A 12,051-nucleotide genomic window follows, 5' to 3' on the forward strand; every position below is an offset into this window, starting at 1 on the left:
GAACGGGTCGCGGGGCCGAAGGAATCCGGCCGCCGTGAGTTCGGTGACCTAGAGTCGGTTCGTGCTCATTGGGATGATTTGCGCGCTCGGTGCGGCGGTCTGCTTCGGCACGGCGTCGGTTCTTCAGGCCGTCGCGGCGCGGGCGGCGGAACCGGGAACGGGCTCGGGAGTCGACACCGCCCTCCTGCTGCGGGCCCTGCGCCAGTGGCGCTACCTCGCCGGTCTCGGCCTGGACGGGGCCGGTTTCGTCCTCCAGATCATCGCCTTGCGGCACATCCCGATCTACGCGGTGGGCGCGGCGCTCGCCGCCAGCCTCGCGGTCACGGCGGTGGTCGCGGCGCGGCTGCTGCGGGTGCGGCTGAGCGGTACGGAGTGGGCCGCGGTGGCGGTGGTGTGCGCGGGGCTGGTGATGCTGGGGCTGGCTTCCGGCGAGGAGGGCTCGGGGACCGGTTCGCTCGCGCTCAAGCTGGGGCTGCTGGCGGTGGCGGGGCTGGTGCTCGTCACCGGGGCCGTGGCGGGCGGGCTGCCGGACCGCAGCAGGGCCCTGACCCTGGGTCTGGCGGCCGGGACGGGCTTCGGGGTGGTGGAGGTGGCGGTCCGGCTCATCGACGACATCTCGCTGTCCGCGCTGTCGAACCCGGCCCTGTACGCGCTCCTGCTGGGCGGGGGCGCCGCCTTCCTCCTGCTCACCTCGGCGCTGCAGCGGGGCTCGGTGACCACCGCCACGGCCGGGATGGTGCTGGGCGAGACGATCGGGCCGGCCGTGGTGGGCGTGGCCTGGCTGGGCGACCGGACCCGCGAGGGCCTGGCCTGGCTCGCGGTCGCCGGCTTCGTGGTGGCCGTCGCCGGAGCCCTGGCACTGGCCCGCTTCGGCGAACCCCCGGCGCAGGCGGGCCCGGATCAGCCGGACCCCGATCGGCCGGACCCGGTACGCCCCGACCCCGCATAGCCGGGACCCGCGGACCCGTGTAGCCGGGCCCCCCGGCCCGCGGACCCCTGGACCCGCGGACCCCCAGACCCCCGGACCCGCGGACCCGCGGACCCGCGGACCCCCGGACCCGTGTAGCCGGGTCCCCCGGACCCGCGGACCGTCACGGGAGCGTCGCGACCAGGGCCGCCAGGGTCGCGGACCAGGCGCTCTGGGGCGGCGTACCGAAGCCGACGACCAGCGCCTCGCGCGCCGGCGCCGCGGAGTCCGGGTGGCGGAAGGACGACAGCGGCTGCAGGCCCAGGTCCTGCCAGGCGGCCGCGCGCAGGGCCGCCCGTTCGCCGCCCGGCGCCAGGTCCAGCACCGCGTGCAGGCCCGCCGCGATGCCGGAGACCGCGGCGCGGTCGCCGACGGCCGCCACCAGCTCGTCGCGCCGCCGCCGGTAGCGCAGCCGCATCTCGCGCACGTGCCGGTCGTACGCCCCGGACCGGATGAACTCCGCCAGCGTGAGCTGTTCGAGGGCGCTGGAACTCCAGTCCGCCCGGCTCTTCACCGCGAGCACCTCGTCCATCAGCGGCCCCGGCACGACCATCCAGCCCATGCGCAGCCCCGGCGCCAGGGACTTGCTGGCCGTCCCGAGGTAGACCACCCGGTCCGGGTCCAGTCCCTGCAGGGCGCCCACCGGCTGGCGGTCGTAGCGGAACTCCCCGTCGTAGTCGTCCTCCAGGACCAGCCCGCCCGTGGACCTGGCCCAGTCCACCGCCGCCGACCGCCGCTCGGGCGTCAGCGCGGCGCCCGTCGGGAACTGGTGCGCCGGGGTGAGCAGGACCGCGCCGACCCCCGAGTCCGCCAGCGCGCGCGTGCACGCTCCCGCCGCGTCCACCTCCAGCACCCGCGTGCGCAGCCCCTCCCCGGTCAGCAGGTCCCGGTGCACATCCAGCCCGTACCCCTCCACCGCCACCTCCCGGACCCGGCGCGCCCGCAGCAGCCTCGCCAGCAGCACCAGCCCCTGCGCGAACCCCGCGCACAGCACGATCCGTTCCGGGTCCGCGTGCACCCCGCGTGCCCGCGCCAGGTACCCCGCCAGCGCCTCGCGCAGCTCGGGCCGCCCGCGCGGATCCGCGTACCCGAAGGCCTCGTTCGGGGCCTCGGACAGGGCCCGCCGGGCCGCCGAGAGCCAGCCGGCGCGCGGGAAGCCCCCCAGGTCCGGGGAGCCGGGCATCAGGCTGTACGAGGTCTTCGCGCGCACGGCCCGCCGTACGGGCGCCGCCGGCGCGGGACGCCGCGCCCGGGCCCGCTCCGCGACCCGGGTCCCGGAGCCCTGCCGGGCCGTCAGCCAGCCCTCGGCGACGAGCTCCGCATACGCCTCGGCGACCGTGTTGCGGGCGATCCCGAGATCGGCGGCGAGCGAGCGCGAGGAGGGCAGCCGCAGCCCCGGGGCGAGCCGTCCGCTGCGCGCGGCCTCGCGCAGCGCCTCGGTGAGCCCGGCCCGCAGGCCCCGCCCCGCGGAGAGCTCCAGATGCAGGTCGGCGCCGAAAGTGGCCCAGGATTCCGTCATGGATCTGGACCATACCGGTGGGCCGCCTGCCTCGTACGGTGGGAGCATGAACACCACGGACCGCACGAAGAACGCACCCGAGCACACCCCCCGCATGCAGCTGGCGAAGCTCGCCCCGGACTTCTACAAGGCCGCCGTCGCCCTGGACGCCGCCGCGGCCAAGGGGCTCGACCCGGCGCTGGTCGAGCTCGTGAAGCTCCGCGCCTCGCAGATCAACCACTGCGCCTTCTGCATCGACATGCACTCCAAGGACGCTCTGGCGGCGGGCGAGGACGTGGAGCGGCTCCTGCTCCTCGGCGCCTGGGAGGAATCGCGGCACTTCTACACGGAGAAGGAGCTCGCGGCGATCGAGCTGACGGAGGCCGTGACCGTCCTGACCGACGGTTTCGTTCCCGACGAGGTCTACGCGAGGGTCGCCGCGCACTTCGAGGAGAAGGAACTGGCCCAGGTGATCGCCCTGATCGCCGCGATCAACGTCTGGAACCGCATCGGCGTCACCACCCGCCTGACCCCGGGCCACTACACCCCGGGCATGTACAAGTAGGTCCGCCCCGCCCCTTCAGCCGCCCGGGCGGAAGGCGGACAGGGCGGCCGCGTGGTGCGCCGCCCCAGCGGCGGTGAACGCGGACAACGTTCAGGTCCCGGCCCTGCGGGATGTCCACGGACATCACGGTGCGGAACCGGCCCTTGAAGTCCGGGGCGCCCGCCCGGCCGTCCCAGCAGTTCTTCCACGCCTGGAAGTACGCCTTGAGTACCGCCTGCGCGGCCTGCGCGGGAAGGACGGCCAAAAAGTCGATGTCGCGAACAGGACCACGTGCACCTGCTCGTGCGCTACCAGCCGAAGGTCCAGCTCTCCAAGCTGGCCAACCCCCTCAAGGGCGTCAGCTCCCGGCGGCTACGATCCGCACGGAAGGCTGCGATCCGCCCGTACCCGTACCGCTTCCCTCAGTTGCCACCGCTGGTCCCCCCGCCCTTGCTGTTGGTGTTGTTGCTGCCGCCGACGCTGAAGTCGCTGCCGTGCACCGACTGGATGAACACGCCGCCCTCGGCCACGTTGACGGCGCGGCGCGCGAACTCCTCGGTGTGCCAGCCCGCTTCGTGCAGCGCGACGGTCACTCCCCCGACGACCCGGTCCTGAATGGTCTTCAGGAAGCGGTCGAGGTCCATGAGGTGGAACAGCGAGCCGTCGTCCCGGGAGGCCAGGTCCCGCACCGAGACGCGGGGCCCTTCGGGCCGGGCGCCGCCGTGGCCGGCGGTGGCGATCCGCCACCAGCTCGCCACGCTCCGGCCCAGGGTGGTGACGGAGGCCGCCAGCGAGCCGGGGGTCTTGCGCAGGGCCCACACGGCCTTGCCGAAGCCGCTGTTGTTCCGGTGCCGCTGGGCGTCGGCATCCGCGTTGCGGAAGGCGGTCCGGACGGGCAGCAGCACGTGCGGAGCCACCTCCAGCATCAGCATCCCGCCCTGCGTGTGGACGCGTACGAAGACGGTGACGACGAGGTTCTCGTCCCAGCCGCCGACCCTGACGCGCAGGAAGTGCCGGCGGCGCTCGCCGCCCTCCTCGATGGCGGCGGCCCGCTGGCCGGCGTACTGCCCGTGGACGACCTGGGCGGTGTCCCGGTGCGGCAGGCCGCCCGCGGGCAGGAACACGCACTCGTCGACGACCAGTTCGCGCATCCGGTCCCCGACGGCGGCCTCGGCCTCCGGGGAGCCGTGCGGCGAGGGCACCCGCAGGCGCTCCAGCAGCGGCACGATCCGCCCCACGATGTGGGCGTTGGTGACCGGGGCCGGCTTGCGGTCGGGGCCGAGGTCCTCGCGCGGGCGCAGTTCGACGGACAGCTGCCAGGGCCGGTAGGGATCACCCGCGCCGCAGAACGGGTCGTTGACGTCGTACATGATCATCGGTGCGTGCTGCTCGGCCCGGATGCGCTGGCGGATGCGCTGGAAGCGGGCGCCGTCGAAGGACTCGGCCGGATCGCCCGCGTGGTCGGCGTAGCGGCCCTCGGCGAGGTCGGTGGCGATGGTCCGCAAGACGTGTCCGCGCTGGAACCCCACGACGGTCACCACCGCGGCGAAGACCACCGGCAGCCACCAGAGGGCGGCGGCGCCGGTGACGCCCCCGCCGCCCGGGGAGAACGGCGTGAGCGCCGATCCGCCGAGGTCGTCCAGGAGGCCCGGCAGCGCGAACCCGCCGAAGCCGAGCACCGCCAGGACGGTGGCCAGCACCCACCACACGTAGATCCGCAGGACCACGGACAGCACGCGCAGCACCGGGACGTTCCGGGCGCGCAGCCAGTCGGCCAGGCTCAGCAGCAGGAAGGGGACGACGAGCACGGCGAGGGCTCCGCCGGTGAGCAGGGAGCCGACGAACCAGGCGCCGAGGACGCCGGCCGCCCAGCCGAGCTCGGCGCGGCGGGCGCGGAGCGCGTGGGCGAGCACGCGCGAGGCGTCGTAGCCGTAGGAGGGGGCGACGATCCGCTCCTCGTGGACGTACAGCTCGTCGATGACCCGGTCGCGGTATCCGGCGTCGAGGTAGGTGCCCGCGCACAGGAAGCGGCCGGCCTCGCTGAGGGAGGGGTGCACCGGCGAGCGGCCCGCCCGGCCCGGTGAGGTCGACGCAGGACCCCAGCCGCCGCCGGCGGGCTGGTCGGGAATCGGGATCTCGGTCACCGACCGACCCTAGGAGTCCCCTACTTGGAGCGACAGCAAGAATCACGCCAAAGCGCCCCGGCCTGGTTTGGCCGGGGCGCTTCGATGTTCGCACTGCTTCGTACGGGTCCTACGGGCTCTGCGGGCCGGGAGTCAGGCGCCCGGTCCGTGCGGAGCCGCTCAGATCAGGCCGAGCTCGCGCACCGCGTCGCGCTCCTCGACGAGCTCCGCCACGGACGCGTCGATGCGCGCACGGGAGAACTCGTTGATGTCCAGGCCCTGGACGATCTCGTAGCGGCCGTCCTTGGTGGTGACGGGGAAGGAGGAGATGATGCCCTCCGGGACGCCGTAGGAGCCGTCCGACGGGATGCCCATCGAGGTCCAGTCGCCCGCCGCGGTGCCGTTGACCCACGTGTGCACGTGGTCGATGGCGGCGTTGGCGGCCGAGGCGGCCGAGGACGCGCCGCGGGCCTCGATGATCGCCGCGCCGCGCTTGGCGACGGTCGGGATGAAGTCGTCGGCCAGCCAGGCCTGGTCGTTGACCAGCTCGGCGGCGTTCTTGCCGGCGATCTCCGCGTGGAAGATGTCCGGGTACTGGGTCGCCGAGTGGTTGCCCCAGATGGTCAGGCGCTTGATGTCGGAGACGGCGGCGCCGGTCTTGGCGGCCAGCTGCGAGATCGCGCGGTTGTGGTCCAGGCGGGTCATCGCGGTGAAGCGCTCGGCCGGTACGTCCGGGGCGGCGGCCTGCGCGATGAGCGCGTTGGTGTTGGCCGGGTTGCCCACGACCAGGACCTTGATGTCGTCCGCGGCGTTCGCGTTGATCGCGGCGCCCTGCGGCTTGAAGATGCCGCCGTTGGCGGAGAGCAGGTCACCGCGCTCCATGCCCTTGGTGCGCGGGCGGGCGCCGACCAGCAGCGCGACGTTGGCACCCTCGAAGCCCTTGTTCGGGTCGTCGAAGATGTCGATGCCGGCGAGCAGCGGGAAGGCGCAGTCGTCGAGCTCCATGGCGGTGCCCTCGGCGGCCTTCATGCCCTGAGGGATCTCCAGAAGACGGAGCTTGACCGGCACGTCCGCGCCGAGCAGGTGGCCGGAGGCGATGCGGAAGAGCAGCGCGTAGCCGATCTGGCCGGCGGCGCCGGTGACGGTGACATTCACGGGAGTGCGGGTCATGGCCTTCTCCGTTAGACAGCTGGCGGTGGGGCGTCCCTGCCCCATGTGCTGGGAGGACGCCGCTCCCCGGCCCAGTGAATCTTGACGTGAAGAGACATCCGCCGTCAGGCTATCCGACCTTGGAGCACCCCAATCCCCCGCCCCCTGTGGTGCACGGCACACGGAGCGGCTCCCGGGCGGCCCCCACCAGCGCCCGCGCGGCCCGCGGCGCCCGGGAGAACTCCCCCGTCCGGCGGCCCCCCGCGTACCCGGACTTGACGCCGGGGACCGCGGCGGGCGGCACACCAGCCGCCGCGTGCCGCCCGCCGCACCGCTCAGCGGACCGTGAAGCGGACCGCGCTCTCCAGGAACGGGATGTCCAGCCACGGCTTCGGCTCCATGACCAGCGCGAGCAGCGTGATGGCCACGCCCAGCAGGCCGTACGTGACCATGTCCGTGAATCGGGAGCGCACCGCGAGCATGCCCACGGAGGGCAGCACGCGGCGCAGGACCGCCGCCGCGATCAAGGCGATGCCGATCATCAGGCAGCCGGCGCGCGGGTGGCCCGCGGCGGTGGAGAGCAGGCCGGCCGCCGTCGCGGCGAGGACGGCCAGCATCGGCCACTGGCGGGCCGGCGCGGGGGCGTCGCCGGGCGCGGTGCGGCCGCCGCCCTCGGGCCGGGCGGTGTCCCGGGTGATGGAGGGGAAGCGGCGGGACCTGCCCCCGGCGGCGTCCGCGTCCCCGCCGGCGCCTCCGGGCCCCGCGGAACCGGCGGAGTCGCCCCGCTCAGCCCGCACTGGGGTCGATCCGCTCGGCCGCCTCGACGACGTTGACGAGCAGCTGGGCCCGCGTCATCGGGCCGACGCCGCCCGGGTTCGGGGAGATCCAGCCGGCCACTTCGGCCACACCGGGGTGCACGTCCCCGACGATCTTGCCGTTCTCGTCGCGGCTGACGCCGACGTCGAGCACGGCCGCGCCCGGCTTCACGTCCTCCGGCTTGACCAGGTGCGGGACGCCGGCCGCCGCGACGACGATGTCCGCCTGGCGCAGCAGCCCGGAGAGGTCGCGCGTGCCGGTGTGGCACAGGGTCACGGTCGCGTTCTCCGACTTGCGGGTCAGCAGCAGGCCGATGGACCGGCCGACGGTGATGCCCCGGCCGAGGACCACGACGTGCGCGCCGTTGATCTCCACGCCGTGGTGGCGCAGCAGCTCGACGATCCCGTACGGGGTGCAGGGCAGCGGGCCCGGCTCGTTCAGGACCAGCCTGCCGAGTGACATCGGGTGCAGGCCGTCGGCGTCCTTGGCCGGGTCCATCAGCTCCAGGACGCGGTTGGTGTCGATGCCCTTGGGGAGCGGGAGTTGGACGATGTAACCGGTGCACTCCGGGTTGGCGTTGAGCTCGCGCACGACCTCCTCGATGTCCTCCTGGGAGGCCGTCGCGGGCAGTTCGCGCTGGAGGGAGGCGATGCCCACCTCGGCGCAGTCCTTGTGCTTGCCGTTGACGTACCAGCGGCTGCCCGGGTCGTCGCCGACCAGCAGGGTGCCGAGCCCCGGGGTGATGCCCCGGGCCTTGAGCGCCGCCACGCGGGCGGTCAGTGCGGACTTGATCGCGGCTGCGGTGGCCTTGCCGTCGAGAATCTGGGCGGTCATGGGCCCATCCTCCCGGATGGAGCGGTCGCGGTTCCAGTCGCATCCACCGCACGGCCGGTTCGACTTCGTTGCACTTGCACAACAAGTGACCGCCCGGCCACGTAGCGGCTGGACAAGTCGGCCCCGGCCGGACGACGATGCGAGGAACAGAGTGCCGCGGGCAGTGCCGGGGGGCGGGCCGCACTACTTGCAGCGATCCCTCCGGGCGTGCCGTGCGTCCCCGCACTTCCACGGAGGAACACCCCAGATGAGCTTCGGCGACCCGAACAACCCGTACGCCCAGCAGCAGCCCCAGGGCGGACAGCCCGGCTACGGCTACCCGCAGCAGGCGCCCCAGGGCGGCTACGCCTATCCGCAGCAGGCGCCCCAGGGCTACCCGGGCGTCCCCGGCTACCCGGGCGCTCCGATGCCGATGCCGGGCGGGGTGAAGGGCGCGCGGGTCATCCTCTACATACTCGGCATCCTCCAGGCCCTCGGCGGCGCGGTCGTCATCGTCCTCGGTGCGGTGTTCGCCTCCGAGTTCACGGGCTCCAGCTCCTCGTCGAGCGACGCGGCCGCCGCCGTGAGCGTCGTCTTCGTCATCATCGGCGTCGGCCTCCTCGCCTTCTCGCTGTGGCCGATCCTGACCGCCGCCAAGCTGGCCAAGGGCCGCGGCGGAGTCCGGGTCTCCGGCATCATCTTCGGATCGCTCCAGACCCTCTTCGCCGTGCTGAGCGTGATCGTCAACCTCGTCGCGCTCAGCGACTCACACGCTGCCGCCGGCTCCGCGGTCTCCGTGATCCCGGCCCTGGTGTCGCTCGGCCTGGGCCTGTGGATCCTCATCGGCCTGGCCAACTCGGCCGCGGGCGTCTACTTCAAGCGCCCGCTGTACTAGCACCACCGCCGGTACGAGCGCTCGTACCGGCACCGCGCACGGCGAAGGCCGCGTACCGCACCTGCTGCGGGACGCGGCCTTCGCCGTCTGCGGTACTGCGGGGACTCAGTGGAAGAAGTGCCGGGTCCCGGTGAGGTACATCGTCACGCCCGCCGCCTTCGCGGCCTCGATGACCAGCTCGTCGCGCATCGAACCGCCCGGCTGGACCACGGCCTTGATGCCGGCGGCCGTCAGGATCTCCAGCCCGTCCGCGAAGGGGAAGAAGGCGTCGGACGCGGCGTACGAGCCCTGCGCGCGCTCGGCGCCCGCCCGCTCGACGGCCAGCTTCGCGGAGTCGACGCGGTTGACCTGGCCCATGCCGACGCCGACCGAGGCGCCGTCCTTGGCGAGCAGGATCGCGTTGGACTTGACGGCGCGGCAGGCCTTCCACGCGAAGGCTAGGTCGGCGAGCTCGTCGGCGGACAGGGCCTCGCCGGTGGCCAGGGTCCAGTTCGCCGGGTCGTCGCCCTCGGCCTGGAAGGCATCGGACTGCTGGAGCAGCACGCCGCCGGAGATGGGCTTGAGGTCGCCCGGCTGGTGCGGGTGGCCCTCCACCTTCAGGACGCGGATGTTCTTCTTCTTGGCCAGGACCTCGACGGCGCCCGGCTCGAAGCCGGGGGCGACGATGACCTCGGTGAAGATCTCGGCGACCTGCTCGGCGAGCTCGACGCTCACCGGGCGGTTGACGGCGATGACGCCGCCGAAGGCGGAGGCCGTGTCGCAGGCGTGCGCCTTGCGGTGGGCCTCGGCGACGTCCTTGCCGACCGCGATGCCGCACGGGTTGGCGTGCTTGATGATCGCGACGCAGGGCTCTTCGTGGTCGTAGGCGGCGCGGCGGGCCGCGTCGGTGTCCACGTAGTTGTTGTAGGACATCTCCTTGCCGTGCAGCTGCTCGGCGTTGGCGAGCCCGCCCGGCTGTCCGTCCGTGTACAGCGCGGCGGCCTGGTGCGGGTTCTCGCCGTAGCGCAGGGTCGACTTGCGCTCCCAGGCGCCGGCCAGGAACTCGGGCAGCACGGCCGTGTCCTCGGGGGCTTCCGGGGCGTACGCGTTCGTGAACCAGGAGGCCACGGCGACGTCGTACGCGGCGGTGTGCTGGAAGGCCTCGGCGGCGAGTCGCTTGCGGGCGGTCAGGTCGAAACCGCCGGCGCCGGCGGCCGCGAGGACGGCGCCGTAGCGCGCCGGGCTGGTGACGACCGCCACCGAGGGGTGGTTCTTGGCGGCGGCGCGGACCATCGAGGGGCCGCCGATGTCGATCTGCTCCACGCACTCGTCCGGGGTCGCGCCCGACTGGACGGTCTCGAGGAAGGGGTAGAGGTTGACGACCACGAGGTCGAAGGGCTCGACGCCCAGCTCGGCGAGCTGGTTGCGGTGGTCCTCCAGGCGCAGGTCGGCGAGGATGCCGGCGTGCACGCGCGGGTGCAGGGTCTTGACCCGGCCGTCCAGGCACTCGGGGAAGCCGGTCAGCTCCTCGACCTTGGTGACGGGCACCCCGGCGGCGGCGATCTTCGAGGCGGTGGAGCCGGTCGAGACGAGCGCGACACCCGCCTCGTGCAGACCGCGGGCCAGCTCTTCCAGTCCCGTCTTGTCGTAGACGCTGATGAGCGCGCGCCGGATCGGGCGCTTCGACGCGGTGAGGTCGTCGCTCTCTACGGTCACGATCTCTGCGGTCCCTGCGGTCCCTGCGGCCTCTGCGGCGGTCACTGGATTGTTACCTTTCGTCCCTCGATGCGGTAGCCGTGCCGGGCCAGGCGCCCCACGACGTCGACGAGCAGCTCGCGCTCGACTTCCTTGATCCGCTCGTGCAGAGCGGCTTCGTCCTCTTCGTCCCTGACCTCGACGACACCCTGGGCGATGATCGGACCGGTGTCCACGCCCGCGTCCACGAAGTGGACGGTGCAGCCGGTGACCTTCGCGCCGTAGGCGAGTGCGTCCCGGACGCCGTGGGCGCCCGGGAAGGCCGGGAGGAGGGCGGGGTGGGTGTTGACGAACCGGCCGCCGAAACGGCCGATGAACTCCGGCCCCACGATCTTCATGAACCCCGCCGAGATCACGAGGTCCGGCGCGTGGGCGGCGGTGGCCCCGGTCAGGGCCTCGTCCCAGTCCGCTCGGCTCGGGTAGGCCTTGACCGGGCACACGAAGGTGGGGATCCCGGCCTTCTCCGCGCGCTCCAGGCCCGCGATGTCCTCGCGGTCGGCCCCCACGGCGACGACTTCGGCGCCGAAGCCCTCGGCTCCGCCGGGGTGGGCGTCGATGGCGTCGAGCAGGGCCTGGAGGTTGGTGCCGGAACCGGAGACCAGCACGACCAGGCGGGAGGCGGCCATGGGAGGCCCTTTCTCGAGCGGGGGCGCCTCCCGGCGTGAACTGGGGGCGCGTCGTTCGTCTTGTGTGATCGCATGAAACTTCGGGTCGCCGAAATACGGGGGACCATACGAAGCCACCGAACGCCTGCAACGATACCGGCACACCGGACGGCCCCCGAGGGACGGGGGCGCGGGCGGGCGGTAGCGTCTGGCATACATGCCGCAAACAGGCCTCCGACGTCCCAGTGACGTCCACGACACAGGGGATGAAACACACCCGATGCCGGATCGCCGCCAGCCCGACCCCTCCACCGACGACAACCCCTTCGCGGCGCCCCCGGAAGGCCGGCCCGACCAGCACTGGGAGCCGCGCTCGAGCGGTGACGGCGGCGGCCCCGGCCAGGGGCCGACCGAGGACCCCGGGTCCGGGCCGGCGCGCTGGGATCCGAAGGACCCGATCCAGCGGCGGGCCCGGTACGCGCTGCTCGCCGGCATGTGGGGCTTCTTCTTCGGGGTCTTCGGCATCCCGTCGGTGGGACTGCTGCTGGGCGCGCTCGCCCTGTACTGGGGGATCAGCGCGCTGCGCGGGGCTCCGGCGGAGCCGTCCGCCGGGGCCGGGCGCGAGGGCGCTGACGGCCCGGCGGCCGCCCCCGCCGCCGCCCAGGGCGGACTGGCGGCCCTGGGGGCCGCCGCCCGGCCCCAGCGGACGGCGGCGGTGAGCGGGCTGGTCACGGCGACGCTGGCGGTGCTGCTCGCGGTGTCCTCGTACGCGGTGCAGATCGCGTACAAGGACTTCTACGTCTGCACGCAGGACGCCTTGACGAAGTCGGCGGAGCTGCAGTGCAACGACATGCTGCCGGACAACTTCATCGGCAAGATGCTCCAGGTCCAGCGCTAGACCGGCTCT

The 12,051-nt window shown here is 73.4% G+C and carries 11 protein-coding genes and 2 pseudogenes; 5 read left to right on the forward strand and 8 right to left on the reverse strand.

Annotation, left to right across the window (positions count from 1 at the left end; translation table 11 throughout):
- The first annotated feature begins 73 nt into the window (after positions 1-73).
- Positions 74-949 (forward strand): hypothetical protein, encoded by an 876-nt coding sequence (locus tag DRB96_RS02310; RefSeq protein WP_112446530.1) that lies wholly within the window; start codon positions 74-76, stop codon positions 947-949.
- Between the two features lie 142 nt (positions 950-1,091).
- Here DRB96_RS02310 and DRB96_RS02315 read toward each other — a convergent pair whose 3' ends face one another.
- On the reverse strand, positions 1,092-2,486 hold the full coding sequence (locus DRB96_RS02315) for a PLP-dependent aminotransferase family protein (RefSeq protein WP_112446531.1): 1,395 nt from the start codon (positions 2,484-2,486) through the stop codon (positions 1,092-1,094).
- Between the two features lie 46 nt (positions 2,487-2,532).
- On the opposite strand from DRB96_RS02315, the gene DRB96_RS02320 reads away from it, so the two are divergent.
- A complete protein-coding gene (locus DRB96_RS02320; protein WP_112446532.1) occupies positions 2,533-3,030 on the forward strand; it encodes a carboxymuconolactone decarboxylase family protein in 498 nt (165 codons plus the stop codon).
- A 61-nt stretch (positions 3,031-3,091) separates the two neighbouring features.
- Here DRB96_RS02320 and DRB96_RS44200 read toward each other — a convergent pair.
- Positions 3,092-3,289 (reverse strand): annotated as a pseudogene (locus tag DRB96_RS44200) (RNA-guided endonuclease TnpB family protein); the annotation flags it as partial.
- On the opposite strand from DRB96_RS44200, the pseudogene DRB96_RS02330 reads away from it, so the two are divergent.
- A pseudogene (locus DRB96_RS02330) lies at positions 3,289-3,390 on the forward strand (transposase); the annotation flags it as partial. The pseudogenes DRB96_RS44200 and DRB96_RS02330 sit on opposite strands and share 1 nt — an antisense overlap.
- Before the next feature lie 41 nt (positions 3,391-3,431).
- On the opposite strand, the gene DRB96_RS02335 reads toward DRB96_RS02330, so the two are convergent.
- From DRB96_RS02335 to DRB96_RS02350, 4 genes are all read right to left on the reverse strand, one after another.
- A complete protein-coding gene (locus DRB96_RS02335) occupies positions 3,432-5,153 on the reverse strand; it encodes a hypothetical protein (protein WP_112446533.1) in 1,722 nt (573 codons plus the stop codon).
- 159 nt (positions 5,154-5,312) lie between these two features.
- The gene (locus DRB96_RS02340; RefSeq protein WP_112446534.1) at positions 5,313-6,302 is read right to left on the reverse strand and encodes a malate dehydrogenase; all 990 of its coding nucleotides are present in this window, start codon (positions 6,300-6,302) and stop codon (positions 5,313-5,315) included.
- A 314-nt stretch (positions 6,303-6,616) separates the two neighbouring features.
- Positions 6,617-7,078 (reverse strand): DUF3017 domain-containing protein, encoded by a 462-nt coding sequence (locus DRB96_RS02345; protein ID WP_112446535.1) that lies wholly within the window; start codon positions 7,076-7,078, stop codon positions 6,617-6,619.
- Entirely contained in the window at positions 7,068-7,931 is an 864-nt protein-coding gene (locus tag DRB96_RS02350; protein ID WP_112446536.1) for a bifunctional methylenetetrahydrofolate dehydrogenase/methenyltetrahydrofolate cyclohydrolase, read from the reverse strand. The genes DRB96_RS02345 and DRB96_RS02350 overlap by 11 nt, the downstream gene beginning before the upstream one ends.
- A 247-nt stretch (positions 7,932-8,178) precedes the next feature.
- Between DRB96_RS02350 and DRB96_RS02355 the strand changes: the two genes are divergently transcribed.
- On the forward strand, positions 8,179-8,805 hold the full coding sequence (locus tag DRB96_RS02355; protein ID WP_112446537.1) for a hypothetical protein: 627 nt from the start codon (positions 8,179-8,181) through the stop codon (positions 8,803-8,805).
- 105 nt (positions 8,806-8,910) lie between these two features.
- On the opposite strand, the gene purH is transcribed toward DRB96_RS02355, so the two are convergent.
- Entirely contained in the window at positions 8,911-10,500 is a 1,590-nt protein-coding gene (gene purH / locus DRB96_RS02360; protein WP_112453160.1) for a bifunctional phosphoribosylaminoimidazolecarboxamide formyltransferase/IMP cyclohydrolase, read from the reverse strand.
- Between the two features lie 41 nt (positions 10,501-10,541).
- Positions 10,542-11,165, reverse strand: coding sequence for a phosphoribosylglycinamide formyltransferase (purN, locus tag DRB96_RS02365; protein WP_112446538.1), 624 nt, complete (start codon positions 11,163-11,165; stop codon positions 10,542-10,544).
- A 259-nt stretch (positions 11,166-11,424) separates the two neighbouring features.
- Here purN and DRB96_RS02370 point away from each other — a divergent pair, with 259 nt between their 5' ends.
- The gene (locus tag DRB96_RS02370; RefSeq protein ID WP_204357616.1) at positions 11,425-12,042 is read left to right on the forward strand and encodes a hypothetical protein; all 618 of its coding nucleotides are present in this window, start codon (positions 11,425-11,427) and stop codon (positions 12,040-12,042) included.
- Positions 12,043-12,051: the final 9 nt, after the last annotated feature.

The organism is Streptomyces sp. ICC1 (genome assembly GCF_003287935.1).
Classification (GTDB): Bacteria; Actinomycetota; Actinomycetes; order Streptomycetales; family Streptomycetaceae; genus Streptomyces; species Streptomyces tritrimontium.

Excerpts from the sequence above, each read along its gene's own strand:
- DRB96_RS02310 (WP_112446530.1), top strand. The coding sequence starts at position 74 with ATGATTTGCGCGCTCGGTGCGGCGGTCTGCTTCGGCACGGCGTCGGTT.
- DRB96_RS02315 (WP_112446531.1), bottom strand. The coding sequence starts at position 2,486 with ATGACGGAATCCTGGGCCACTTTCGGCGCCGACCTGCATCTGGAGCTC.
- DRB96_RS02320 (WP_112446532.1), top strand. The coding sequence starts at position 2,533 with ATGAACACCACGGACCGCACGAAGAACGCACCCGAGCACACCCCCCGC.
- DRB96_RS02340 (WP_112446534.1), bottom strand. The coding sequence starts at position 6,302 with ATGACCCGCACTCCCGTGAATGTCACCGTCACCGGCGCCGCCGGCCAG.
- DRB96_RS02350 (WP_112446536.1), bottom strand. The coding sequence starts at position 7,931 with ATGACCGCCCAGATTCTCGACGGCAAGGCCACCGCAGCCGCGATCAAG.
- DRB96_RS02355 (WP_112446537.1), top strand. The coding sequence starts at position 8,179 with ATGAGCTTCGGCGACCCGAACAACCCGTACGCCCAGCAGCAGCCCCAG.
- purN (WP_112446538.1), bottom strand. The coding sequence starts at position 11,165 with ATGGCCGCCTCCCGCCTGGTCGTGCTGGTCTCCGGTTCCGGCACCAAC.
- DRB96_RS02370 (WP_204357616.1), top strand. The coding sequence starts at position 11,425 with ATGCCGGATCGCCGCCAGCCCGACCCCTCCACCGACGACAACCCCTTC.